The sequence below is a fragment of the Mastigocoleus testarum BC008 genome (assembly GCF_001456025.1).
Lineage (GTDB): Bacteria > Cyanobacteriota > Cyanobacteriia > Cyanobacteriales > Nostocaceae > Mastigocoleus > Mastigocoleus testarum.
In genome coordinates, this window is record NZ_LMTZ01000114.1 from 62,226 (window position 1) to 88,671 (window position 26,446).

The 26,446-nt window shown below is 37.7% G+C and carries 17 protein-coding genes; 7 read left to right on the plus strand and 10 right to left on the minus strand.

The window, feature by feature from the left end; all coding sequences use genetic code 11:
• Positions 1–11: 11 nt before the first annotated feature.
• Positions 12–1,445: an NF038122 family metalloprotease gene (locus tag BC008_RS28665; RefSeq protein ID WP_027845220.1), complete on the minus strand. Its 1,434-nt coding sequence runs from the start codon at positions 1,443–1,445 to the stop codon at positions 12–14.
• Positions 1,446–1,914: 469 nt separating this feature from the next.
• Between BC008_RS28665 and BC008_RS28670 the strand changes: the two genes are divergently transcribed.
• The 4 genes from BC008_RS28670 (at position 1,915) to BC008_RS28685 (ending at position 10,178) form a co-directional block, all read left to right on the plus strand.
• Positions 1,915–3,072 (plus strand): protein kinase domain-containing protein, encoded by a 1,158-nt coding sequence (locus BC008_RS28670; protein ID WP_407657084.1) that lies wholly within the window; start codon positions 1,915–1,917, stop codon positions 3,070–3,072.
• Between the two features lie 529 nt (positions 3,073–3,601).
• Positions 3,602–5,710, plus strand: coding sequence for a serine/threonine-protein kinase (locus BC008_RS28675; RefSeq protein WP_027845222.1), 2,109 nt, complete (start codon positions 3,602–3,604; stop codon positions 5,708–5,710).
• Positions 5,711–6,636: 926 nt separating this feature from the next.
• A complete protein-coding gene (locus BC008_RS28680; protein WP_235595954.1) occupies positions 6,637–7,719 on the plus strand; it encodes a WD40 repeat domain-containing protein in 1,083 nt (360 codons plus the stop codon).
• Between the two features lie 293 nt (positions 7,720–8,012).
• Positions 8,013–10,178: a serine/threonine-protein kinase gene (locus BC008_RS28685; protein WP_027845224.1), complete on the plus strand. Its 2,166-nt coding sequence runs from the start codon at positions 8,013–8,015 to the stop codon at positions 10,176–10,178.
• 135 nt (positions 10,179–10,313) lie between these two features.
• Here the strand turns inward: BC008_RS28685 and BC008_RS28690 are convergent, their stop codons facing one another.
• Positions 10,314–11,660 (minus strand): PPC domain-containing protein, encoded by a 1,347-nt coding sequence (locus BC008_RS28690; protein ID WP_153009680.1) that lies wholly within the window; start codon positions 11,658–11,660, stop codon positions 10,314–10,316.
• A 632-nt stretch (positions 11,661–12,292) separates the two neighbouring features.
• Between BC008_RS28690 and BC008_RS28695 the strand changes: the two genes are divergently transcribed.
• Positions 12,293–14,305, plus strand: coding sequence for a serine/threonine-protein kinase (locus BC008_RS28695; protein WP_027845617.1), 2,013 nt, complete (start codon positions 12,293–12,295; stop codon positions 14,303–14,305).
• A gap of 15 nt (positions 14,306–14,320) precedes the next feature.
• Here BC008_RS28695 and BC008_RS28700 read toward each other — a convergent pair whose 3' ends face one another.
• From BC008_RS28700 to BC008_RS28710, 3 genes are all read right to left on the minus strand, one after another.
• The gene (locus BC008_RS28700) at positions 14,321–17,263 is read right to left on the minus strand and encodes a chloride channel protein (protein WP_063800829.1); all 2,943 of its coding nucleotides are present in this window, start codon (positions 17,261–17,263) and stop codon (positions 14,321–14,323) included.
• Between the two features lie 212 nt (positions 17,264–17,475).
• Positions 17,476–18,789: a TldD/PmbA family protein gene (locus tag BC008_RS28705; RefSeq protein WP_027845618.1), complete on the minus strand. Its 1,314-nt coding sequence runs from the start codon at positions 18,787–18,789 to the stop codon at positions 17,476–17,478.
• Between the two features lie 154 nt (positions 18,790–18,943).
• Entirely contained in the window at positions 18,944–19,810 is an 867-nt protein-coding gene (locus BC008_RS28710; RefSeq protein WP_027845619.1) for a Tab2/Atab2 family RNA-binding protein, read from the minus strand.
• A 629-nt stretch (positions 19,811–20,439) separates the two neighbouring features.
• Between BC008_RS28710 and BC008_RS47690 the strand changes: the two genes are divergently transcribed.
• On the plus strand, positions 20,440–22,128 hold the full coding sequence (locus BC008_RS47690; RefSeq protein WP_058184110.1) for a protein kinase domain-containing protein: 1,689 nt from the start codon (positions 20,440–20,442) through the stop codon (positions 22,126–22,128).
• A 17-nt stretch (positions 22,129–22,145) separates the two neighbouring features.
• On the opposite strand, the gene BC008_RS51615 is transcribed toward BC008_RS47690, so the two are convergent.
• A complete protein-coding gene (locus BC008_RS51615; protein WP_058184111.1) occupies positions 22,146–22,907 on the minus strand; it encodes a toll/interleukin-1 receptor domain-containing protein in 762 nt (253 codons plus the stop codon).
• 107 nt (positions 22,908–23,014) lie between these two features.
• Positions 23,015–23,866, minus strand: a complete 852-nt coding sequence (locus BC008_RS45845) for a GUN4 domain-containing protein (RefSeq protein WP_063800830.1) — start codon at positions 23,864–23,866, stop codon at positions 23,015–23,017.
• A gap of 63 nt (positions 23,867–23,929) precedes the next feature.
• Here BC008_RS45845 and BC008_RS28730 point away from each other — a divergent pair, with 63 nt between their 5' ends.
• A complete protein-coding gene (locus BC008_RS28730) occupies positions 23,930–24,154 on the plus strand; it encodes a transposase (protein ID WP_072207784.1) in 225 nt (74 codons plus the stop codon).
• Between the two features lie 101 nt (positions 24,155–24,255).
• On the opposite strand, the gene BC008_RS51620 is transcribed toward BC008_RS28730, so the two are convergent.
• The 3 genes from BC008_RS51620 to BC008_RS28745 all read right to left on the minus strand — a co-directional run bounded on the left by BC008_RS51620 (position 24,256) and on the right by BC008_RS28745 (position 26,317).
• Positions 24,256–25,551, minus strand: coding sequence for a GUN4 domain-containing protein (locus BC008_RS51620; RefSeq protein WP_058184112.1), 1,296 nt, complete (start codon positions 25,549–25,551; stop codon positions 24,256–24,258).
• Between the two features lie 146 nt (positions 25,552–25,697).
• Positions 25,698–26,003: a HigA family addiction module antitoxin gene (locus tag BC008_RS28740; protein ID WP_027846168.1), complete on the minus strand. Its 306-nt coding sequence runs from the start codon at positions 26,001–26,003 to the stop codon at positions 25,698–25,700.
• 20 nt (positions 26,004–26,023) lie between these two features.
• Positions 26,024–26,317, minus strand: coding sequence for a type II toxin-antitoxin system RelE/ParE family toxin (locus BC008_RS28745; RefSeq protein WP_027846167.1), 294 nt, complete (start codon positions 26,315–26,317; stop codon positions 26,024–26,026).
• Positions 26,318–26,446: the final 129 nt, after the last annotated feature.

A 26,446-nucleotide genomic window follows, 5' to 3' on the forward strand; every position in this document is an offset into this window, starting at 1 on the left:
TTGTTAACGTCCTATTGTAATTTTCGTTTTTTGCCACAAACAAAACCCAATAAACCTAATCCTAAAAATACTACAGTGGAAGTAGGTTCGGGAACGGAAGCAGAAACAAAAGGCTTACGAGCATCAAAGTCAAATCTTTGTTGAAATACACCAACTTCAAAAAATCCTGCTTGAGATAAATTCTCAACCAAAGTGCTCTCTTGTGTAAATCCACCTCCACCATTTCCACCATTTCCACCATTTCCACCATTTCCACCACCCCAACCATATTGGTTAAATATACTATTTAACTCATTACTGCGATTTATATTTCCTGCATTCGCAGCGTTTACATTAGCGATATTTTGTAGGGTACTGAGTTGTGTAGATCCAGATTGTCTATCCCAACCGATAGCATCAAAAAAACGTAAATCGATACTATTTGGATCTAAATAACGTCTCGTATCGAGTTCTAAAACAGGATCCATAATTCCTGCGTTTAGAGTATTAAGATAATGGCTTGCTTGATAGCCACTTGCATCATTTATACGTGTATCAGCTCCAGATTCAAGAACTGCTAGAGAAGTTGTACCTCCATCGAGGGATAAGTATTGATTCCAGCTAGTTCCATCAGTTCCATACCATAACCCTCTTTGTTTTGTGCCATCTTGGGCTGTATAGTATCGGAACATATCCATCGTCGTCCAATGATCTGTAAATTTGTCGGTTTCTCCGTTACTACCGCCTTGATTACTTCCTGAATTGCTTCCTACATCACTACCATCATTCAGATAGTCAGCATAGGTGTAAGAATCAACAGTACTTACAAAACCTAAAGTGTGACCAATTTCGTGAATCATAACACTAGTGAAATCTAGCTGATTACTACCTACTCCCGAACTGAGATAGTCATACTGCCAATTTACACCTGTACCATTGAGGTTATTCATCAAAATTAAACCATCAAGAGTAGAATCATTGCCAGAAATCGCACCTATGGCTTTAGCATTAGCTCTAGTCATATTAATTTCACTAAATGTGTCGAACTGATTAGAATTCCAGGCGGTCCACTCATCTCCAGAATCCAGACTGGCTACAGCATTATCATCATCAGTTGATGTTTTATCAAGTTGAAGCTTGTTATAAAAATCACTGTAGGCATGATTTATTTCAAAGAAAGGAATCGCTCCACCAATCACATTGGTAGGTAACTCTGAATTATCTGCCATTTCCACATGAATATTTACCGTTACTGGATCTGCTAAATGGTTAGACCAGATATTTCCAGCTAATTCTGTAGCTACTTTTTGTTCATAAGTAACGTTTGAGCCATAGGTAAAGTTGAAGTTAACTGCTTGAGCGGGAAGAGTACTGCAGCCAATCGCAGCGAATGTTAAAGTCAAACTTCCTAATGTCTTGCTAAGTTTATTGGTCAAGCAAAATACTAGCTTTTTATTATTAATCATTTTTATTCCTTTCAACAGATGCTAATCCCATAGATTAATTCTGCTCGAACTTAGATTTAAAAGGATGATGAAAGAATAAAAAATAATAGGTAAATTTTAAAAATTACTACAGATAAAATATGAAGTTATAATGACTTCTAAACCAATAAAAATTAAGCAGCTTCATCATAGAAAAAATATTTAAGTAGTTTCTCCAGATGATTTATCCGGATACTTTGATAAAAAGTTATAACTTTGCAAAGATACAGTAATACTACTAGCGTTCTAATCCTAAATATCGTTTAATTAAGACATTAGGTTTAGAAAAACATTTTCCTTAAAACTGCGTATAAATATATTCGATAGTCTTCCAGCATGAATACTGGGGTTTTTCTAACCTACTATTTCAAACAACATCAGCACAAATATATAAAATTTTTACAAGTATAAAAAAACTTAAAATTGGCATCGCCCCATGAGTCATTTTCCTATGAAGAAAGTTGCAAAATTCCATACAGATATTTTGCAGAAAACTCACCTCGGTCAACTGTGTGGTACCAAGAATTTATTTCGCGATCGCTACAAAATACTCCGAATATTGGGTCGGGGTGGCTTTGGAGTAACTTTTATCGCCAGAAATATGGACTTACCAGGTAGTCCTTTATGTGTAATTAAACAGCTTTGTCCTCGAACTACCAATCATAGAAGCTGGGAACGAGCTAAAGAACGCTTTGAAAAAGAAGCTATAGCCTTGGGTCAACTGGGTAGTCATTCTCAAATCCCGATGCTTTTGGACTTTTTTGAAAATCGCGGTGAATTTTACTTGGTCCAAGAATACGTGCGGGGCTACACTTTAGCTCGGGAAGTTAGACGTGACGGTGTAAAAACAGAAGCGGCTGTTAAGCAGTTTCTCCAAGAGATATTGCCTGTTTTATCTTATATTCACGACCTTCATGTAATTCATCGGGATATTAAGCCACAGAATATATTGCGATGTAAAGAAGATGGACGTCTTGTACTAATAGATTTTGGGGCGGTTAAAGATGAATTAATAAAACCAAAAAATAGTACTTCTGCGCTTCGAAACGCTAGCACTCATTTTGTTGGAACTATGGGATTTGCTCCACCAGAACAGTTTTACTTATCCCCAGTTTATGCCAGCGATATTTATGCTGTCGGTATTACTTGTGTCTATTTACTAACTGGTAAAGCACCCCTTGAATTTGACCATGACCCGATTACTGGTGAAATACTTTGGCAAAAAGAAGTAAATATCAGCGAACACTTGGGAAATATATTAAGCAAAATGATTAAAACTTCTCTACTGGAGCGCTTTAAATCCGTAGATGAGGTAAAACGGGCTTTAGGTTTGGAAAAATATATTCCAAATTTGAGTGAATGTATGACAACCAAGCCTTTGGGAAAAGTCAAGCAATCTCAAGTTCCCAAATCTCAAGTTCCCAAATCTCAAGTTCGAGAGTTTCAAGTTTCAGAATTTCAAGCTTCAAGTTTTCAAACTCCAGAGCAAATCAAGAAGTTTCATACTCAAGAGGTTTCATCAAAGTATTCACCTCCTGTTAACCGCACAGCGACTGCAATTCGCAGATGGCGGGAAAAATTAAAAACTAGCGGTTTTTCACAAAAATAGTAATACCAAAGTCTAAATATTTCAAAAATCAAGAAAAATCAAAAAAAATTTAAATAGTTTTAATAATAATTTAGATCAATTATTTGTATTTTTTGTTCTTATTGAGGTGTAAAATCACATAAAAAAAATACCAGGCAAACTCGATAATTAAGTATTTAAACTTAATTTCTTTAGGCTGTTAAATCCTGCAAAATTTTATCTGATATAGAACATATCAAATACCAATAAAGTAAATATATAGCAATCCTAGTTGATTTGTGAACAGATAAATCCTGTAGTTGCAGAGCCTGCGGCGTCGGCGTTAGCCTCTGCAACGTCTCTACAATTTTGATATTCATGAAGGATTTAGGATTTCTATAGGGTAATTTTAGTTACTTTGATTTTTAAAAATAAAAACAATATAACTATAGGTTTCCAACTCAGGAATTAAAAAAATATATTTTGTATAATGCAAAAATAATTTTCCCATTTTTGGAAAATTTCGGGGCAAACTAACCACCACTTGCTACGCAGTCGCGCCTCTGTGATAATGATCTGCTGCTTAAATCCTGATTGCCCAAATCCCCTTAATTCTGATGGAACTAAAATTTGCGAGACCTGTGGAACTCCACTGGTAAAATTTTTACGAAATCGCTTCCGTGTTATTCGAGTGCTATCAGATGAGGGAGGATTTGGTAGAACATATCTTGCAGAAGATGTGGATAAACTCAAAGAATTATGTGTAATCAAACAACTAGCACCGAAACTACCCGGTAGTTGGGCGCTCAAAAAAGCAATGGAGTTATTTCAAAAGGAAGCGACTCGACTTCAACAACTCGGAGAGCATTCCCAAATACCAACTCTATTAGCTTATTTTGAGCAAGATAATTATTTGTACCTAGTACAGCAATTTATTGACGGACAAAATTTATCTAAAGAATTACAATTTCGACGTCGAGGAATCGGAAAACAAGCACGTCTCTACGCAGAATCTGAAATTAAACAAATTTTGTTGGACTTACTACCCGTACTCAAATATATTCACCAACGGGGAGTTGTTCATCGCGATATTAAACCGCAAAATATCATTCGTCGTAAAAAAGACCGACGTTTAGCCTTAATTGATTTTGGTTCTTCTAAACAGTTAACAGCAAGGGTACAAATTAAAGCAGGAACATCAATTGGTTCCCACGGTTATTGTCCAATCGAACAAATTAGAGATGGTGTAGCTTTCCCTGCTAGCGATTTATTCAGCTTAGGGGCTACCTGTTTTCATCTACTCACAGGAACATCTCCATTTAAACTTTGGACGGAAAATGGTTATAACTGGGTCAATGACTGGAGACAATACTTGAGTCATCCAATTGACGAACAACTGGCTTTAGTCATGGAAAAGTTGTTGAAAAAAGATATTAAACAACGTTACCAATCAGCCGAACAAGCATTCAATGACTTGAGTTCTAAGCCACTAGATTCCCCAGCTAATGAGTCTTATGAAGCTCCAATATTTTCACCTTCTGGGTCAAACAAATATCTCAAACCTCAATATTTGTTTTTCCCACTAACTGCGATCGCGATTCTGGGATTGGGACAATTCTGGTATTTGCAAGCACAAAAATTTACTACAGAATTTTCATCAAGTGTTGCTGTAGATAATCAAACTAGCAAAATTAATCAAAACAAACAGCGCTCGCAAAAATTCTCTTTAGCTAATACTATCTCAGGCGGTTTAAACTCAATATTATCTGTTGCAATTGGTCCTGATAGTCGAATAGTTGCTAGCAACAGCAATCAAACAATTAAACTTTGGGATACTCAAACAGGACGAGAAATTACAACTCTCAAAGGTCATAAAAGTCGAGTAAATGCAATTGTTATTAATCCTGTGAGAGTCTCTACACCCCAGGGTTTCGGTAAAATCATTGCTAGCAGTAGCGAAGATAAAACAATCAAGATTTGGAATCTGGAAACAGGAAGCAAAATTCGCACCATAACCGGACATTCTGATTCTGTCCACGCTTTAGCAATTAGTCCTGATGGCAAAATTCTTGCTAGTGGAAGTAATGATAAAACTGTCAGACTTTGGAACCTGGAAACAGGAAAAGAAATTCGTACTATAACCGGACATTCCTCTTGGGTGCGTTCAGTTGCTATTAGTCAGTTTAGTATTGGTTCTGAGAACGATAATGATATTAATATCTTGGCTTCTGGGAGCACCGACAAAACTATCAAAGTTTGGAATTTATCTACAGGTAAGTTAATTCATACTCTTAAGGGGCACACTCAAAGTGTTACATCACTTGCTATGAGTCCTGGAGTAAAAGGTCGCAGTCCCGTTCTTATAAGTGGAAGTGCAGATCGAAGTATAAAGATTTGGGATTTATCTACAGGCGAGTTAGTTCGTAATCTCGAAGGACATACCCAGAGCATTACATCCCTTGCAATTAACCCAGCTAATAAATTATCAAACAACAAAACTTTTGCTAGTGGAAGTACAGATAGAACAATAAAAATTTGGAATATCTCTACAGGAGAATTGATTAGTACTCTTTCTAACGATGGTGAAGCTGTTAGTTCATTAGCCTATAGTTGGGATGGAGAAACTATAGTTAGCGGTAGCGAAGATAAAACGATCAAAATTTGGCGTCTATCGCATTAATTATAAATTTTTCATGAAGTTATGATTTAGGGATATTGATATTGTTCTCCTACTGAGTATTTCAAATATTCCTCTGCTTGCGATCGAAAAATAGTTCTTAAATTAGTAATATATTTTGTTTCTTTATTGTGGGGGTATGATTAAACCCCCTCAAACACTCAACTTGGAACTGTCATTTCAAGACAATAAATGCTGTATTTCCCTAAAAATAAGACTTTCAAGCTACATTCATTAAGCTATTTTTATTAAAGTAAATTGATTAATTTATATGAATTTAAGTTAAATTCAACTCTAATATGCTAGAGAAACATCGATAAAAATTTTCAATAGCATTTTAATTTCTTAGTATTAACCAATATTGGATATAAACGATAGATATTAGCCAACAATATTATACATAGTAATTTTTGTTACTATACCTTACTGTTTAAATCCCCTTATTTGCCTTATATTTGTATATATTTTGGACATTTTTTTTCTGACTGTAAAATAATAACTAAGTAATTAGCTTTTTATATGCTTACACTCTTAAGTCTAAACAATTACTCAGTAATCGCAATAATTACAATTATTTAAAATAACTCTTATAAATATTATAAAATAAGCAACTTATGAGATTGCAGGTATTTTCTAAAAATTTATGAATATGTGATAAAGTTGTCAATTGCGTCTTAGTATTATGTATAATCATAGTATCAAATATACATAGAAATTTAACGTAAACATTGACGCGTAAAACTGTTTTACTCGTCTTCTATTTTTTATGAAGTGTTTACCTTACAATGTTTAAAAATATAGAAATAGTTCCGGAATTATTTCTATTAAGGTAGTACATAATAATGTTTACGGAACAATCGAGTACTAGTGTTTTCTATTGACTATAGTGCTTAGAGTTTGCAGTTAATTTATTTGCAATGTCTGTAAAAATGACCTGCTCAAAAATCAAGCTGTTGACAGGTAATACTTTTTCAAAATTGTTCCTCTGGAAACTAGCCGTTTTAGGTTTTGGAGGAGTGTGGTATTTACCAAGTTCCCCAGCTTTGACAAATTTATCTTCCCGAACTGATAAAGGTCTCGACCTGCTATCGGGAAATGTTTCCCTATCTCAAACCTTAACTGAAAAATCTGGGGCTATCTTGGCATTAGCCATTAGTCCAGATGGTAATAGTATTGCTAGTGTCAGCGAAGAAAAAAACATCAAATTACGGAAACTAGAAACAGGAGAAGAAGTAGTAACCCTCAAAGGACATTCCGATTGGGTAAACTCTCTTGCATTTAGTCCAGATGGTAAATTTCTTGCTTCTGGTAGTGGAGATAAAACTATTAAGATTTGGGATTTGGAAACAGGAAAAGAAGTAAAGACTTTGTCAGGTCATTCAGCATCTGTTGTTTCTGTAAGTTTTAGTCCGGACGGAAAACGAGTAGCTTCTAGTAGTTGGGATCAGACAATTAAAATCTGGAATTTTTCTACTGGTTCGGAAATTCGTACAATGAAGCAGCACTGCGATATCGTTAATTCTGTTTCCTTTAGTCCAGATGGCAAAACTTTAGCTTCAGCCCACCATTTTAACAACAGTATTAAGTTGTGGGATATAGGTACAGGTAAAGAGAAAATGACCCTAAGGGGACATCACGCTCCTGTAACTTCTGTCACTATTAGTGCAGATGGTCGGAAACTAGTCAGCGGTAGTTGGGATAAAACTATTAAAATTTGGGATCTGAAAACAGGAAAAAATATAAACACCCTGTCAGGACATCACAACAAAGTAAATTCTGTTGCAATCAGTTCTGACAACAAAGTTATTGTTAGCGGTAGTTGGGATAAAAGCGTTAAAGTTTGGAATTTGGATACGGGAGAAAATATCCGTACCCTTACAGGTCATCGTCGTAAAGTTTGGTCAGTTGCAATTAAACCTAGCAGTACATTTTCTTTTGAATCTACCGATACTATTGTCAGTGGAAGTTATGACCATACTATAAAGGTTTGGCAAAGCAATCAGGTTAATTAAATGCTCTGCGCGTTAAATGATAAATATTCAGAGTTAGGCCTATTTTTATAGTGATATTTGGGATACGAAAATCTGGTTTTAAAACTGACAAATCGAATTCTAATTTGTGGTTATGTTTGCTGTAGACATAACCTTCCTTATCAAATTACGGCGGGGCATATATGCTGCTTATAATTGCAAACAAAATTACGAATAAATTACAAAGATTATAATTCCCAAAAAGCAACAATATTAACAAGCAAAATTGGAGAAAGAGCTATTATAGTTTTTAGAACATTTACATTAGCTAGATAATGCTGTGCTGCCTAAACCCCGATTGCCCAAATCCCCACAATCCAGACGGGATAAGGTATTGCCAGAGTTGTAGCGCAACACTTAAACCCCTGCTTAGAGGTCATTATCGAATTACTGGAGTACTTTCGGATGAGGGTGGATTTGGTAGAACCTACTTAGCAGAGGATTTAGATAAGCTCAATGAACTTGGTGTAGTCAAACAATTAGCACCAAAAGTTCATGGAACCTGGGCATTAAATAAAGCAATTGAGCTATTTAAACAAGAAGCAAAGCGCCTGCAAGAATTAGGTAGAAATCAAAGAATACCGACATTACTGGCATACTTTGAAGAGGATAATTACTTGTATTTAGTACAAGAATTTGTTGATGGATTAAATCTATTTAAAGAATTGCAGCAACGTTCAAAATATAATGAGATAGAAATAAGAGAACTGTTGCTTGACTTATTACCCGTTCTTAAATTTATTCACGAAAATGGAGTAGTTCATCGCGACCTCAAGCCACAAAATATCATTCGTCGTCAATTCGATAACAAATTAGTATTAATTGATTTTGGCGCTTCAAAGCAACTGACAGCAACAGTACAAACTAAACCCGGAACTACCATTGGTTCTTTCGGATATAGTCCCATAGAACAAATCCAGGGTGGAGAAGTTTGTCCTGCAAGTGATTTCTTCAGCTTAGGTGCAACCTGTTTTCATATGCTTAGTGGAATACCTCCATTTCATTTATGGACTCAACAGGGTTATGGTTGGGTTTCTACATGGCGACAACATGTGAATAGTCCCCTGAGTAATGAATTTGCTCTGGTTATCGAACGTTTATTAAAAAAAGATATTCAAGAACGTTATCAATCAGCAGACGAAGTTATTCGGGATTTAACTCTTACTCCTGGCGCTCCACCACCAACCCAAATACCGTCACAATCGCCAAGTCGTGAAGGGAATACAACAAATACAACAGATCCGAAAGCTTCTTCATCTTCCCTGAGAGTAAACTTATTTTCTAGATTGCGAAGACAAACATCCAAGCAATCTCGTTCGCAAAGAATATCAGCAATAGCCTCTTCGTTAAACTTATCCAAACATGACCTTGAATTAATACTCAAGTGGTTGACTGCTATTGCAATTGTCCTTTTTGGGTTAGTTGGTAGCCAAATTTATGGTTACGTACGTTATGGCTTTTTAGTATCAAATCCAATATTTTTGATCGCCAGTTTTCCGAGTAGTAATTACCTACAAAAAACCCTAAATGGTCATAGTAATTCAGTTGCATCGTTAGCCTATAACCCAAATGGTCAAATTCTAGCTAGTGGAAGTTACGACAATACTATTAAATTATGGAATTTAATAAAAAATAAGGAAATTAGTACTTTTAAAGGTCATTCTGCTTGGGTTGCAACCATTGCAATTACTCCCAATAATAAGAACCTTGTTAGTGGTAGTTATGACAATACGATTAAGCTTTGGAATTTAGTAAATGGACGGCAAATCCGTACTTTTAAAGGACATTCTGATTCTATTGGAACTTTACTTGTAACCAAAGACGGTAAAAATATTATTAGTGGTAGTTTTGACCGCACTATCAAAGTCTGGAATATAGCAAATGGAGAAGAAATTCGTACCTTAAGCGGACACTCATCAAAGGTATCTTCTATTGCTGTGTCCCCTGATAATAAAATATTAGTCAGTGGGAGCGACGATAGAACGATCAAAATTTGGAATTTAGTTACAGGAGAGCTTATCCGTACCCTTGACGGTCATAAAGATAAAGTATCTTCTGTTGCAATTAGTCCCGATGGTAAAACTTTTGTTTCCGGAAGTCACGATCGCACTATCAAATTGTGGAATTTGGCTACAGGAGAAGAAATTCGTACTTTTATTGATGGTTCCAAAAATTCCTCCAAAGCACATTCCAAATGGGTGAACTGTTTGGCTATTAGTCCTGATGGTAATATTCTCGCTAGTGGTAGTGGCGATCGCACAATTAAACTTTGGAGTTTAGTTACGGGAGAAGAAATCGACACCCTTAGAGGACACTCTGGTTACATTACCTCCCTGAGTTTCTCACCTGCAATAGATCGAGAAAACATTCCTTATCAGCAAACCCTTTCTAGTGGGGCTATGGGAGATAACACTATTAAAGTATGGCGGATGTCGCAATAGTGTCGGTAATTGGTAATGGGTAATGGGTAATGGGTAATGGGTGATTGTTATTTTTTCGCATCACCAATTAATCGTTATTGATAACTGTTAACTGTTAACTGTAGCCCGTAAGGGCGTAGCGTTAGCCATAAACTGTTAAAAAATCGTCAGTCTGTAAGCTCCTGCTTGTCCTGGAGAAACTGAAGTTACGACAACGTAATAAGTTCCATCTTCTGGTAACTTGGCTCGATCTATTAGAGCACTAAATTTTCCATCCCTATCATTATTCGTTGCAACGATTTTTCCTTGGGAGTCAAGCAATACTACGTAAGGAGAAAATTCTTCAAAGGTGCTATCTACACGAACACTAACAAGCTGACCTTTCTCACCTTCAAACCGAGAAACATTGTAAGGGCTACGATTTCTTCTTAAAATTGGACCGGTAGCACTTAAGTTATCTTTCTCATCAACAGTATAACTAGCTCTATCGTTTCTTAGCGCTAAACTGTAACGACCCGTATCTCCTGGATTACGAGTAGTTACACCAACGACGTAAGTACCATCAGCTGGTAGCCGAACAAATTCAAAAGCATCTCTTGAACCGGGACCAATTCCACCACCTCGTCTCAAAATTACGTTACCATCAGGGTCAAGCAAATACATTAGTGGTTGCATGCTTAAATTACTAGACCTACGTCGATCTCCACTACCAAGCAACCTAATTTGAATCAGTTGATTTTCTCTACCCTCGAACTGGTAAAAATGGAAGTGTCTGCCATTATGTTCATAGTCACCTGGAGCTAAAACTCCTAAAGCAATATCTACATAATTAAGCTGGCGGTAATTAATCTCCTCAGAAAGAACAAGAGGCGAGATTCTCGGATTTTCACGAGGTATTTGAGGTTGGACATTTGGTTGTTGCTTCCTGGGTTGTGTTCTGACCGGGCGTCTTGGTGCTCCAGGTGTAGGACGACGAGTGGGTGTTGCTGTTCCAGTTCCAGGTGCAGGGCGTCTTGGTGTCCTAGGTGTTGGTGTCCTGGGTGTTGGTGTCCTGGGTGTTGGTGTCCTAGGTGCAGCTGTTCCAGGTGCTGGTACTGGAGAAGTAGGTTCTATGGTATTCGATGATGGTGGAGGGTTTGTTGCTGGAGGGTTTGTTGCTGGAGGGTTTGTTGCTGGAGGGCTTGTTGGTGTAGTTTCTTCTGGGGCTTGTGAAGGCTGTTGTGGCGTTTCAGATGTTTGTGGTGGATTGATTACAGGTATTTCTTCTATACCTTGTTGTACTATTTCCGGTCTCTCATCAGGTGTTTTAGCTATAAGTAAGGTGTTTTTATCATCTAATATTTCTACCATTAAAGCGTTTACAGGTAGAGAATAACTAGCAAGTAAAAAGCTACTAAACAAAGAAATAACGAATCTAAACTTAAATCTAAACTCTAAAAACCTAAAATCAAAAAACTTCAAATCAAATTTACGACAATATTCTTTGTCACTTTTTAAATTCATATTTTTACTTGATTTTACTTATGAATATGAACCTTATGAATATGGCACATTGCAATAACTTATTACATTTTTATTTAGAGAATATTTGATAAATATCCTTCAAACTAATTAAGACTTTTTAGGAGTTTTATCCCTTTTAAAAAGGATTTTATATTTTAGATGAAGCTAACGACAACCTGGTCTAATTTATTAATTTTCAAACATTCTCCAAATTTAGTTTTTTTATATTACATTGGATATTACCAAAAACATCAGTTTATTTTTTTAACTGCTAATCATAGCAATTATAATTGTGACTTGGTGTCAGCAAATGACAGTATGTCAGATTTGGGATTGTCACACTAAGTACCGAAGAGTAGAGAGTTACTCCAATTTCTTCACCCAGAGATATAGAAATATAGTAATTTTTACAACTATCGGATGATACGGACTACTTGGAATAATTATTAATGTATGATTTAGAATTGTGATTAAACTTTACAGGTAAATCTTATAATTGAAACTTGCCCTAATTTCGCCTATGCTATAGCTGTGTCTTTTTCTTTTATAAAAAGAAATAGGTTGAGCATTTCGATCGCAACAAATCTCTGATACGAATTAACTTATACTCGAAACACGGATGGATTCCCAGTATGATCTGCTGCCTGAATCCCGATTGCCAAAACCCAATGAACCCGGATGGGAATCAATGTTGCCAAAATTGTCAGACACCATTGATACCTTTGCTCAGAGGTCGCTATCGGATTGTAAAACGGCTTTCTGTTGAAGGTGGGTTTAGTATCACCTATCTGGCAGAAGATATAGACAAATTAAACGAGCAGTGCGTTGTTAAACAGCTTGCACCAAAAGTCCAGAATCAATCAACTTTAAAAAAAGCGGTAAAACTTTTTAAGGAAGAAGCTCAGCGTCTGCAAGAGTTGGGAGAACACCCACAGATACCCAATTTGTTGGCTTATTTTGAGCAAGATGGTTATTTATATTTAGTACAACAGTTTATTAAGGGAAACAACTTACTACAACGCATGCAAGAGAATGGAAGGTTTAGAGAACCTGAAATTCGCAAGCTGTTATTGGATTTATTACCTGTTCTGAAATTTATTCACGAGAAAGGAGTAATTCACAGAGATATTAAGCCACAAAATGTTATTATCCGCGAGAATGATGGGAAGCATGTGTTGATCGACTTTGGTGCTTCTAAGCTTTTAACAACGACTGTCAAGAATAAAGGGACAAGTATTGGTTCCCATGGTTATACTCCTGTCGAGCAAATGCAAGACGGAAAAGCTTATCCTGCTAGCGATCTATTCAGTTTGGGTGCAAGTTGCTTTTTTCTGCTAACAGGTGTTTCTCCATCCAAGCAATGGATGGAAAAGGGTTATGCTTGGATTACAACCTGGCGAAAACACTTTAATGGTTCCAATGGACAAGGGATTCCCATCTCGATGGAATTGGGCGAAGTAATTGACAAATTACTCAAAGTAGATATTAAAGAACGTTATCAATCCGCGGATCGAGTTCTTAAAGATTTAGTACCTCAACAAGTATCAGCTTCAGTTGCGACAACATTACTTAGCTCCGTACCGAGAAACTCAAATGAAGCAACAGTACAGGTACAGAAAAAACTTAAAAAGCGATGGTTGGTTAATGGTGGATTGATTTTATTAACTTTGGGTGGAGGAGTTTTTTGGTTTTTCAATCCACCACAAATTCCTTTAATACCACCTGGATTATTTGTTAACAACTCTTCGGTATTTACATTAGTAGGACATGCAAGTGATGTAAATGCGGTTAACTTTTCTCCCCAGGGAGATAAACTTGCTAGTGGTAGTGATGATAAGACTATCAAAGTTTGGGATGTAGCCAACAGGGAAATAATTCGGACTATTGAGGGTCATTCTGGATGGATTTGGGATGTGGCTTTTAGCCCAGATGGTAAAATTCTTGCCAGTAGTGGTAACGATAAAACCATTAAACTTTGGGATTTATCAACTGGTAAAGAAATTCGTACGCTCAAAGGACATTTACAGGGAGTCATCTCCGTTGCTTTTAGTAAAGATGGTACAACTTTAGCTTCCAGTAGTGTCGATAGCACCATCAAACTATGGAATGTGGCTACAGGGGAGGAAATCCGAACATTGAAGGGACATTCTGCAGCAGTAAATTCTGTGGATTTTTCTCCCGATGGTTTTACTTTAGCTTCTGGTAGTTGGGACAAAAGCATAAAATTATGGAATGTGGAGACGGGAGAGAAAATTCGCACATTTAAAGCACATAAAGATAAAGTATTTTCTGTTGCTTTTGCTCCTGATGGAAAAACATTAGCTTCCGCAAGTAGAGATAAAACGGTGAAAGTATGGAATTTAGCTGCCGGAAAAGTAAGTAATACTCTCCAAGGACATACAGATAAAGTAAATTCAGTTGCTTACATACCTGGTAAAACTGACAGCCAATCTGAAGAAGATCAAATACTTGTTAGTGGTAGCAATGATAATACTATTAAATTGTGGGATGTAAAAACTGGAAAACTAATTAATACCCTCAAAAAAGATGTCGGTTACATATACTCTGTAGCCACCAGTAAAGATGGGAAAAAAATTGCTGGTGGTGGTAGCGCCGAAAATATTGTGAAAATTTGGCAACTTTAGTTGGGGGTTGGGAAATCAGTTCTTCTCTTCTGAATCCTGACTTCTTCCTCTTCCAACTTTTACGCCAAATTTCGTTGACCTCTGCTGTAAATATGCAGTCTGTCCTGATTTCTGACTACTACCGTTCTTTAATAACCTAACCTGTTGTGATTTCAAACTTTTGGTAGCAGGTAAAGATGCGGTTTGTCGTGACTCCTGACTCATACTTGTTATTGATGAGGTTGTCTGTTCTGAATTTTGGCTTTTTGTTTCTACCTCACCAAAATGTAATTCTCTATCATTAATCGTTCCCCGAACCAGAATCACTGTACTATCAACATTAAGAGCAATTGTATCAGGAATATTTTGTTTGATAGATAGCATTCCTTCCTGAGAAGCGCCAACTACCACAACATCATAATGTTTTTTGTTCGCCAGTTCGATAATACCTGCAGGTACAGATTTTGCTTTTATCGGTGCAGCAATTACCTCACTTGAAGATTCTCGAGTTTTAACTAAATCACGAACTGTTTCTTCCAAGGGTTTCATATCTGGTTTATCTTCAGATGGTTTAACAACGCGAGTTAAACAAATTTTCGGTTTTTTGGCTAGAGTTACCAATGCTGGTAATAAATCTATTCCTGCTTTTGCATTCAGACCACCTGCTGTAGGAATCAGCCAACTTTGGAAAGAAGGACTTACAGGGAAGGAATCAAATTCAGTTGATAAAATAGACTTAAGTTTGGTGTTATTTTTATTGGCTGGCTTGACAACAATAACTTCGCAGGTTGCTTTGCGAATAATCCTATCGACGGTATTTCCAAAAATCTTACCGGGGGTACTTGTATTTCCCTTCCATCCCATTAGTAGTAGGTCAATGTGACGTTCTTGGATCGCTTCTAAAATTGTTTGGGCGACATTATTCGCAACCCGAATTTGAGTGTGTACGGGAATTTTATAATTTAGGGTGTTTTTAGCTAAATTTTGTGCTTTTTCGATGAACTCGCCAATTGTTGTATCCTCTATTTCCGTCTCAGATGGAAGATGACCAGGAGGGACAATTATTATTTGCAAATACTCTATCTCGTAATTTTTCTCACGAGCAATAGCAGTTGCTATTTTCACTAAGGTGTTAGCAGTTTCAGGATTTGCGATCGGTACCAACAATCTACCCGTACCAATACTGGGTGATTGAGTTTGATATACCACGTATGATGGTTCTTCTTGGGATTTGATATTTTCTGGCTCACCGTTGAAATGCTTGGCGGTTGCCCGAATAATATCAGTACGGGTAATAATTCCTACTAATCTTTTACACTCTAATACTGGTAAGCGAGTAATTTCATAGCGATCTAATATACACAAAACACTACTAAGATTTTGGGTAGGAGTTACTGTAATTGGCTTAGAAGTCATGATTTCCCTGACAGTCGCATTCTCGTTACGGAGACGGGTCGAATCTGTTTTGTGTATATCTATTTGTGTAATTACTCCTACTAATTTCCCAGATTCCAAAACAGGAAAACCCCGATACGGAGAATTGGAAAATCTTTGAAAAGCTTCCCCATAGCTCATGTCAGCATCCAGGGTCTCTACTGGGTAGTGCATGACATCTTCAACTGTTAACTTGCTTAAAACATTTTCTGTAGAATTTTGCTTTTGGATTTTGGAACCTTTCAATTGCAAAAGCTTATCGTTTAAAGAACCAGGAGCTATTTTATCTGCGATAATATAGGATATTACCGAACCAATCATCAAAGGTAAGACCAAGTTAAAATCTCCGGTCATTTCAAAGATAATTACAATCGCTGTAATTGGTACTTTAGAAAAACCACTAAAAAATGCTCCCATTCCCGCTAAAGCATAAGTGGTTGGGGATATACTTGGTATTAATAATTCTGCAATTCTACCAATTCCATAACCGAGACTAGAACCTAGGATCAAGCTCGGACCAAATAAACCAGCAGGTGCACCGGAACCAAAGGCTATAGAAGTTAGGCAAAAATGAGTGACAAAAACAGCCGCAGCTTTAAAGATACTTAATTCACCTGTGGTCATGAATTCCCGTAAACCAGCATTATTCCGAAAATGTTCTGGGAGGAACGCAATAACAATTCCACAAATTAATCCAACTAAAGCAACTCGCCACGACAGACTAATTTTGAACCTTTTATGTACATTGATGCTAAATAAGAGAGAGTGATGGAATAAAGCAGCAAATATTCCAGCAAGTAACCCTAAAAGTAAATAAAAGGGAATTTCGGGAAGGGAAAAACTACTACTGTATTGTGTAAATTCGATATTTAAATCCAGGTTGTTACCACCCAACAGACGAGAGACAACCCCACCAATAAAAGAAGCTATGATGGCGGTACCCAGAGTTAATCCTGATAAATCATGAAGTAACTCTTCAATTACGAACAATACACCAGAGATAGGTGCATTAAATGCAGCTGCTAACCCTGCAGCTGCACCTGCTGTAATCATTTGACGTCTGCGAACTGGAGAATTTGGAAACCAACGACTTAAACCTCCAGCCAAAGAAGCACCTACATGGACCGTAGGTGCTTGTCGTCCCATTGTAATTCCAGATCCAATAGTGATAATAGAAGCAAATAATTTTACAAATGCAACTCGCCAGGAAAGCCTGGTTTTAATGCAAATAAGAGATGCTTTTATTCGAGGAATACCACCCCCTACAGCCTCTGGAGCGAACTTCTCAACCATCCAGCCAGCAAAGAATCCAAGAGAAATACCGATGAGTGGTAAGACTAGCCATGGAGGAAGATCGGAGGCTGCTCTAACGCGTATGGTCCCGAGCCATCCCGAACCATTTTTGAGAAAAACTGCAGATAAGGCAGCAAAGATACCAATAACAGACGCTTCTGTATATGCAGCAAAGCTACGAGTACCTAAGGGAAGACCTCTTCTGGATTTCCAATGGCGAGAAAACCACTGAATCATCATAGGAGGAAACATAATAATCGTTTTATTTGTTAGTATTGACGCAGCTTTAACGTTGCAGGTTATAAGATTAACTATAACGCTTTTCCAGAGCACTTTTTCGATATTTCTCTGATTGAATAAAAAGAATCAATCTAAAATAGGGGGATTAGTTTATTAAATAGCTAGCCAACCCCCAAGTTAGTTATGTATATTACCAACAGACCTACCATACTACGACAAAGGCTTTAGTGATTCTTTGTGGTGATAGATAAACCATCGACGATCAAGGATGGAGTGTAACAAGAACCATTCCAATCGGCGTCTCCCCCTAATTTTACAACTTGTTTTAGGGCTGTATATATATTTCCAGATACCATAGTATCTTTGACTCGCCCAATAATTTCACCGTTACGTACTTGGTATCCCAAGTCAACATTAATGGCAAAATCGCCGGAAATCCCCCCACCACCACCTAGCATTTGATCGACAATCAAGCCATTATCCATGTATGAGATTAAATCTTCAAGAGATAACGACCCCGGTTGAATTAGGAAATTAAATAAACCCGGAGAAGGATAGCTGCCCAAACCTGGGCGAAAACCGTTACCCGTTGTACCGGTACCTAAATTATTTCCTGTGATGCGATCGCAATAGAAATCTTTTAATACTCCATCCCGAATAAACACGCGATCTTGGGTGGGATGACCTTCATCATCAAAAGGACAGCTATAAGGACCAGCTTGAGGATCTTGGAAAACAGTTAAGGTATTAGAAATCACCTGCTGACCGATACGTTCAGCCCAGGGAGAAGCATTTTCTAAAACCCTTTTACCATTTAAGGCTGCTTGTATGGTTCCCCATAGCATATCAGCAGCTTTGGAAGTAAACAGAACAGGAAATTTACCATTGGTAGCTTGAGTATTTTCCTTCGCCCAAGATAAACGCTGAAGAATTTGCTGTGCTACTCGTTCGGGATTTAATTGATTCCGTTCGGTTTGACCATCAGAAACGCTTAAAAAATCATCACCTCGTACCCATTCAGCTGAAAGGAAACAACTGAGGGTAGTGTCAGTATAGTGGCAATCTAAACCTTGGGTATTAATGAGTCTGGTATTTTCTGTATCACATTCCCAATCACCAGTGCAAACAACTTCTGGATAGGTCTGGCGAACCAGAGAAATTGTTTTTTTGCCCCACTCCACCATTTTTTCTACAGGAATTTTTTTACCCAAGTCAGGATAAGCAGGTTGGGAGTTGCTGACTAATTGAATTGTTTCTGGTTGGTTAAGTTTACTGGAAGCGATCGCCCTTTGTACCATTGCTTGTGACTCGACAGTTCCATAAGCCACCGTCAGTCCAGGGCGTCCATTGCACCACAACCGCAGTGCAGTTCCTTCAGATTGACTGGTTTCTACTTGTTTGAGACGATTAGCCTCAAAAAATATCGGTTTTGAAAGCGATTTCGACTGATATACTTCAGCTACTTCTGCCCCAGATTTTAAGGCTAATTCTAGTAATTCCTCTGCTAGGGTATCTTGTAAAAAATTTTCAGAAGGCATGATTTCAAGTGGCTGTACGATTGAGAATTGGGCATTGTGACGCTCCATCTTTAGGGATCGAGTAAAAGTTAGTATCAAAACAAAGACTTTAGAAAAAACCCCCTTCGTTATTCAACACCTTACTCATTTCCTATTCCCTATTCCCCAAATAAATTTACGGTAGATTGACTTCTTGTAACAGCCAAAAACCAGCAAAAGATTCAGAATTAGGATCGGACTGTACCCCAAGAAAGTGAATACCATTAGCTTTTTGTTTCGCTTCTTCAAAACGTGAAGCTTCTGCTTTGATTTTTGGATTGCCCAAATTTGCCAAAATCCAGCTTTCGGTTGCACCGGTTTCCAACAACAATTTTTCACCTTGGGGACTGCTATAAAATTTCAACCAAGCCATTTCTAAACCGGACATCCAGCCCGCCAGAGGTAAAGCTCTTTGTGAAAATATTAAAACTCCAGGAATTTGAGTGTCTGGGGATATTCCTCCCATTTCTAGAGGAAAAGCTTCACCAAAATCAATATCCCACTCTGGCATATCATTGAAATCGGCAGCTGATAAGTTTACAAATCCCCATTGTTGACCTTCTAAAGCATCTGGTAAGCGTTGCGCTAAAGGAGCATCCAAACGTACCGAAGGATTAGTACCAGCTTTATAACCCTCTTCTTGGGGATATACTTCTTCCATTCGTTGTTGCAGCCATTGGTTGAGTAACAGAGTACGTCGGCTGGGTAGTGCTGGGATGCCAACATCTTTACAGGCTTTAGTAATCATATTGTTCATTTGACGGCGGAAAAAGCGGATTTTCACTGGCGTATTATCAGCTTTCTCAATTGCTTCTTCTAACGCCGTCCGTAGCCATACAGAATTTACTGTCTTACTAGAACAGTATTTGGCGTATCGAAATAAAGAATCAGTATTTGTGCGGATATCCAGAGGACTCTCGCAAATTAATACTTCCCAAACTTTTTTTTGATCCTCATCCAAAATTGGACGGGAATAGTAATCCAGTTCCCAGATGCTGCCCATGTTAAGCTGTTAAAACTTGGTTTCCTTTGTCATATTTTCATGATACGAGTGTATGGGCATTTGGGCGATTGGGGATTGGGGATTAGGGATTGGGGATTAGGGATTGGGGATTAGGGATTGGGGATTGGGGATTGGGGATTGGGAATTAGTGGGATTGGTAATTGGTAATAAGAATAAGTAATAATCGATTTTTGTTTTCTTAAGAGTTGAGAGATATGGCGCTATGTGCAAGTGAAAAGTAAAAAGTCAAAAGTCACAGCGAAGGAAGAGGGAAGAGGGAAGAAGGAAGAAGGTTTTATGTTGCCGAAGTTGCTTGTACTCCTCCCAAACCTTCTGGGTCCTGGAAGGACGGGGCTTGCATCCTTTCGGGGTCGGTTAGCGTAGCGTTGCGTCAGCAATGCTTGATGGAAGATTTTTTGGCTACGCCAGCACTGCGTTTATGGAAAACGCGCTTATTGACATCTTCCGTCTTCCTTCTTCCTTCCGACGAAGTCGGTCAAAATTATTAAACAGGGTTTGAAAATGTGTAGGTTAAGAGTATTAATTAAACAATAAAAACTGGTTAATGGCTCACCCCCAATCGCCAGTCCCCCAGTCGCCAGTCCCCAGTCGCCAACCCCCTACCCACAATGATTCTGTGCATAAATCCTAAATGTCAAAATCCCCAAAATCCTGACAATACAATATTTTGTCAGAGTTGTGGTTCGGAGTTATTGCTACAAGGACGCTATCGAGTCCACCGTGAATTAGGAGGTGGTGGTTTTGGTAAAACCTATGAGTTAATTAACAGAACTGGTGAAGCTAAAGTTCTTAAAATACTGATAAATCATCATCCTAAAGCTATAGAACTGTTTCAACGGGAAGCTGAAGTACTGAAAATTTTAAACCATTCCGGCATACCTAAAGTCGAAGCTGATGGCTATTTTGTTTATTTCCCCAAAAGCCAAGAACAACTGCATTGTCTGGTAATGGAGAAAATTGAAGGTTTAGATTTATACGAATACATCAAACAACGAGATAATCGACCAATTGAACAACAATTAGCTGTTGAGTGGTTAAAAGAATTAACAGTTATTTTGCAGCAAGTACATAGCCAAAAATTTTTTCATCGGGATATAAAACCACCCAATATTATGTTGCGCTCCAATGGTGGTTTAGCGTTAATTGATTTTGGTACGGTGCGACAGGTGACGGGAACCTATGTTGCAAAACAAGCGATCGGGGAAGTTACTGGTGTGATTTCAAAAGGGTATACCCCACCAGAACAAATTAATGGTCAAGCCATGCAGCAATCAGATTTTTTTGCTTTGGGGCGAACATTTGTTTATTTGCTCACAGCTAAAGACCCGAACCAATTTTACGATCCACAAACTGACGAATTGAAATGGCGCGATGCTGTACCTGGAGTGTCACCAAAGTTTGCAGATTTTCTCGATCGCATGATGACACGCTTACCCAGTCAGCGTCCAGCAAATACTATTGAAATTTTACAAGAATTGACATTGATTGGAGGAGATACAAATTTATCGTCTGTTGCTTACAAAATATCTGAAACCCCAAGCAGCACTGCATCAAAAATACTTCCAAGTCAAGCACAGTTAACAAAGTCACAAAATACAAAGTCACAAAATACAAACTTACAAAATATAAACTCACAAAACACATTAGTCTCAGCAAACAGCGATAATCGCTTTTTATATAAATGGGTTTTAGGAAGTTTTCTAGGTATAGGTGCGGGTTTATTTGGGCGATCGCTGTTTAGTTCGGCAATTTTTATGGTTTGGGGGTCGAATATAGGTTTTCGATATGCGATTTTAAGTGCTGTTATTACTTGGCTCCCTGTAGAAAGCGTGCAGTGGTTGGTATTATCGCAGCGTTTGGGCTGGCGGGTTTCTTTCCTGCTAGAGATAGGTTTTGGTCTTCTTTGTGGCTTACTTGTAGGAACTTTTATCGGTACAATTTTGTTTGGTTTAATGGGTCAAATGGTATTTGCTTTGCTGGGAGCAATTGCAGGAAGTGCTATTTCCAAATGGTTAATTCTTCACCAACAAGTCAAAAATAGTTTTTGGTGGTTAATCGCAAATATTGTATTTATTCCTTTTAGCCTGATAATAAGTGGAATTTTTGGTTTAATTGCAAATGTTGTTTTAAAAATTTTAAACTCTAGCTTTGATTTAGACTTGAGTTCGGCGTTAAGATTCAATCTTAGTTTTGCAACAGCTATGGCTATTGGTATTACCTTTTACAGCATAATTGCCGGAATAGTTTTGAAGTGGTTATCGAGAAATTCTGCTTCTAAGGTAATTGGTAATGGGTAATTGGTAATTGGTTATTATCACTGTGGTCTTTTCCCAGTAATACCCCATTCCAAATTATCTAATGCTTCTTTCTCATTAATGCTTTGAGAAAACTTTACCCAACTAAATTCTTGAAGGAATACCAGATTTTCTGGAATTTTATTTACACCTGGAAGTAGTACGGGAATTACGGGAATATCTGCTTCTACACATCGATTAATAAAGGATCTTAATTCCAATTTTTGCCATTTTCCTACAGCATTCACACCAATAAAAATTGCTGCAGATTTAACATTGGGAATTGCTTCTTGAATCACATATTGAAACCATCTTCCCGGCGGAATTTGCTCTTTATCTAACCAATATTTAATACCACGCTGTCTGAGTTCTGTTGCAACAGCTTCTACTTGGGGTTTATCTGAACTATTGTGAGCAAGAAATACATCAAAATCTGAACTCTCAGGTGATGAAGATATATGTTTGGGATTTGCGGTGACAGGTGTGGGATTTGTATTCGGTCTACTCCGCATTTGTTCGTCAAAGCTTTTCAACTTTGGATTACCAGGATTAGCAGAACGCGCAGCAGTAAGAAGCTCTTCGATTCTCCCTTGAGCTTGAGCCCATTTAATCAGTTTAAATACAACTTCAGAATAGTTCCCACCTGTGGCAATATAATTTAAGTTTTCGTCTAACTCGAAGTTTACCATTTGCTCAAGATCTGCTTCAGAAGGAAATGCACTCAAAAGTGCATCGTGAAATTGTTTGCGAGTTTTACCATCTAGCTCTATGTCTGGTTGCATTACTGCTATTTAATTGCTGTTTAATGAGTAAATTATATGATTTGGAGTTAAATTTGAATTGATAGCAAGTAGATTACTTCGTTTTGTTGCGAATGTCATTTTATGCTTTACTTCTTTCTGTTACAAGCCGCTATTCTGTCTGTAAACAAAGAGAATCTTGGTATCGCATCTTCTTTGTAGCTGAGTGGGTGTAAGAAAAATAAATTAAACTGTAATGGAAGATAATCAGTACTCATAGGTAAATACTTCATTGGTAGATGACCTGGTGACTGTTTCAAGTTGAATTGATGATAGATATAATTCAACCAATTATCCTTAATTCGCCACCCTAATTGATCGCCAAATTTACACCAAGTTTCATAATTAGCATTAGAATTTCCACCAAGACTTTCCCAAATTCGCTTCTGAACACTAAAACCGAAGCGTCCACCACTATACTTAAGCCAAAGTCTATCAATTGTACATAAGTCAGTGCAGGGAAAATTCTGAATAGATTCGATATCAAGCCAAGCTTCTTTTTCTCGAACAGTTGCTTGAAGCATAACTGCTTGAGTTTCTTTGTCAGCTTCTTTCCATTTCCCAGCTTTAAGTAAATATTGTAAATGGATGTAGTTTATTCCCTGCTCGGAACTTAGATTGTCCTCTTCCTGTTTGGGTCTTTGAGTATTTGCAAACTTCTTCCCCCATATTTGTTGTGCAAAACCTTGTAACTTTGGGTTACCTGGATTTGACGAACGCGCAGCATCTAACAGATTTTCCACTTTTCCCCGAGCTTCAGACCATTCAATCAGTTTAAATACAACTTCAGAGTAGCTTCCACCTGTTGCAATAGTATCTAAATTTTCATTTAACTCAAAGCTGACCATTTGTTCTAGGTTTGCTTTAGAAGGAAATGCGCTCAAAAGTGCATCGTGGAACTGCTTGCGACTTTTTCCATCTAGCTGTATGTCTCGTTGCATTGCTGCTGCTTAAGGGATTTCCAAAAATAATGTATATCATTATTCATTCTTTGGAAATTCTTAATGCCTCGTTCTCCCCGAAATCTTCAATCAGGATATTCCTATCACGTTACAACCCGTTGCAATAACCGCGAATTTCGACTCACCCGCTTAGAATGTCGAGAAGTGCTTCTCTACGCAATTAAAAAAGCACAGCAAAAATATGGGTTTAAACTTTATGCTCTTTGTATCATGAGCAATCATGTACACTCGCTGCTTGAACCTGCACAACCGGAAGATTTACCATAATTCTAATCCCCGGTGCCAGGTATCGGAAACCCAGAACCCTCAAGGCTTCGTGGGAAATGAGTTGTTTGCAAATCTTAATAAAACTCTGTAAGCCCTATATGTTAAATTTTACAAGCCGAGACGCGAGAGAAATCCACCAAACGACAAGCCGCACGTCTCCCCACCCCTTCCCCCCACCACTCCCACCACCTCCCCAATGATAAACATGGGAGATGTCCCTCTGGGGCATTCAAGGTAAATGTAATATCTTTGTAGTCTAGCCAGCTATCATTCCTTCGCCAGCCCACAGCATCACCCAAGGCTTTCTCCGTTTCATAATCGACTTTTCCACCAAACTTTAGCCAAATACGCTTTTGTACGCTAAAGCCAAAGTGTCCATTGCTGTATTTTACCCAAAGTTGGTCAATTGTGCGCAAGTCTGTGCAAGGAAAGTTTTCGATGGAGTCGTAATCTAAGTAGCCCTGTTTTTCTCTGTCAGCAGCTTTCAGCATAACTTTGAGAGTTTCCTCATCTGCTGCTTTCCAATTCTGTGCTTTGAGGTAATCTCGTAATCGGGTGTAATCAACTCCTTTCTCTGAACTAAGGTCATCTTCTGGTGGGGTATTTACAGGTGGTTGATTACTTGAATTTTTTCCACTAATCGCTTGAATTAATTTTCCTATTGGGTCAGAATCTCTAGGTGAGCGAAAATCTACCCGTTGGTTTCTCCAAATCCAATTTACATCTTGTGAGTGGAAAGTTTGAATGCTTTCTTTGGTTGCTGTACTCAGAAGTACGGGAATTACTTTAATTCCATCGAAAAAAATACCATCACAATATTCAATTTCTTTTCTTTGATATTGTCCCAAACCATAACCACCGACAAAAATCACAACATATCTACTGTTCCGAATTGCACGAGCTATGCTTTGTCTCCATAGCTCACCACCACTTAAATATTCATCTAAAAAACATTGAAATCCCTGCTGTTGCAAAGCTTCTCTTACTTTTCTTATTTCATCCTTGTCCTGACTGTTGTGACAAAGAAAAATATCAAACTGCTGTGAAGTATTTATTGTCTGCTCAAGTGGTTCTTTCCTGATAGGGGGTTGTTCCACAACCAATTGTGTCTGATTAAGTCTTTGGCAAAATGGTTTTAACTTCAAATTATTTGGTCTACCAACTTCTGGTTCGCATGCTGCAATTAAAAGTTCTTCTACTTTTCCATTAGCTTCAGCCCACTGGATCAATTTAAAGATAACTTGCGCGTGGCTTTGACCTGTTACAATTTCATTTAAATTCTTATTTAATGCACAAAAATAAAGCATCATTTCCAAGTCTGTTGGACTAGGAAAGGCATTTAGAAGTGCTTGATATAAGTTGTAGCGTTCTTCTGGCTTTAGCTGATCCAGGGGCATTTTAATCAGTTATGCAATTCATCTACATATAAATATTCTTACAAGTTTACAAAAATAATTTCTTAAAGAATTTTCTGTATTGAGAAATTTTAATAGATCCTCATATAAAAACAAGTTTGTTTCTGACTTGCGCGTAGCGCCATACTTCACCCTGTGGGTCTGAATTGGGAAATAGTTTTTAGTTCCTCTTCTTCTTCTTTGAGGACGTGGTAGAGTTCCCAAGCTTGTTGTAAATTCAACCAAAACTCCGAACTATTTCCAAAAAACTTCGATAACCGTACTGCTGTACTTGGTGTAATACCTCGCTTTTGGTTTACAAGCTCATTTATTCGCTGATACGGGACATGAAGTGCATCTGCAAGTTGTCGTTGGGTTACTCCCATCGGCTCGAGAAAATCTTTAAGTAGTATTTCACCTGGATGTGATGGGGGTCTATACTTGGGAATTTTCATATGTTGTTATTTATTGTTTACTAATGATAATCAACTATTTCAACTTCTGATGCACCTTGAAGTGTCCATATAAAGCAAATTCGATATTGATCGTTAATTCTAATACTATGCTGACCTTTACGTTCGCCTTTTAGTGCTTCTAACCTATTACCCGGTGGAACTTTAATGTCATCTAAAGATAATGCTGCATTTAGTTGATCTAATTTTCTGCGTGCAACTTCCCAACAGAATATGGGACATTGTTTTCGAGCTTGCTTTGAGTCATTACCATCAAAGATATCTTCAGTTCCTTTATTCTTAAATGATACTATCATAATTAGCATGATAACCGTGCTATCATGCTACCAGAATTCATACTTAGGGCTTGCTGAATAAATACAAAAAGGTGATGGTTAATACATTATCAGACCCAAGGAATATATTCAGATGCAAGAAAACAGTCT

What these genes read in the sequence shown, in the direction of transcription:
- BC008_RS28740 (WP_027846168.1), bottom strand. Translation starts at nt 26,003, where the DNA reads ATGAAAATTCCCAAGTATAGACCCCCATCACATCCAGGTGAAATACTA.
- BC008_RS28675 (WP_027845222.1), top strand. Translation starts at nt 3,602, where the DNA reads ATGATCTGCTGCTTAAATCCTGATTGCCCAAATCCCCTTAATTCTGAT.
- BC008_RS28670 (WP_407657084.1), top strand. Translation starts at nt 1,915, where the DNA reads ATGAAGAAAGTTGCAAAATTCCATACAGATATTTTGCAGAAAACTCAC.
- BC008_RS47690 (WP_058184110.1), top strand. Translation starts at nt 20,440, where the DNA reads ATGATTCTGTGCATAAATCCTAAATGTCAAAATCCCCAAAATCCTGAC.
- BC008_RS28710 (WP_027845619.1), bottom strand. Translation starts at nt 19,810, where the DNA reads ATGGGCAGCATCTGGGAACTGGATTACTATTCCCGTCCAATTTTGGAT.
- BC008_RS28695 (WP_027845617.1), top strand. Translation starts at nt 12,293, where the DNA reads ATGATCTGCTGCCTGAATCCCGATTGCCAAAACCCAATGAACCCGGAT.
- BC008_RS45845 (WP_063800830.1), bottom strand. Translation starts at nt 23,866, where the DNA reads ATGCAACGAGACATACAGCTAGATGGAAAAAGTCGCAAGCAGTTCCAC.
- BC008_RS28700 (WP_063800829.1), bottom strand. Translation starts at nt 17,263, where the DNA reads ATGTTTCCTCCTATGATGATTCAGTGGTTTTCTCGCCATTGGAAATCC.
- BC008_RS51620 (WP_058184112.1), bottom strand. Translation starts at nt 25,551, where the DNA reads ATGCCCCTGGATCAGCTAAAGCCAGAAGAACGCTACAACTTATATCAA.
- BC008_RS28745 (WP_027846167.1), bottom strand. Translation starts at nt 26,317, where the DNA reads ATGATAGTATCATTTAAGAATAAAGGAACTGAAGATATCTTTGATGGT.
- BC008_RS28680 (WP_235595954.1), top strand. Translation starts at nt 6,637, where the DNA reads ATGACCTGCTCAAAAATCAAGCTGTTGACAGGTAATACTTTTTCAAAA.
- BC008_RS28730 (WP_072207784.1), top strand. Translation starts at nt 23,930, where the DNA reads ATGCCTCGTTCTCCCCGAAATCTTCAATCAGGATATTCCTATCACGTT.
- BC008_RS28690 (WP_153009680.1), bottom strand. Translation starts at nt 11,660, where the DNA reads ATGAATTTAAAAAGTGACAAAGAATATTGTCGTAAATTTGATTTGAAG.
- BC008_RS51615 (WP_058184111.1), bottom strand. Translation starts at nt 22,907, where the DNA reads ATGCAACCAGACATAGAGCTAGATGGTAAAACTCGCAAACAATTTCAC.
- BC008_RS28705 (WP_027845618.1), bottom strand. Translation starts at nt 18,789, where the DNA reads ATGCCTTCTGAAAATTTTTTACAAGATACCCTAGCAGAGGAATTACTA.
- BC008_RS28685 (WP_027845224.1), top strand. Translation starts at nt 8,013, where the DNA reads ATGCTGTGCTGCCTAAACCCCGATTGCCCAAATCCCCACAATCCAGAC.
- BC008_RS28665 (WP_027845220.1), bottom strand. Translation starts at nt 1,445, where the DNA reads ATGATTAATAATAAAAAGCTAGTATTTTGCTTGACCAATAAACTTAGC.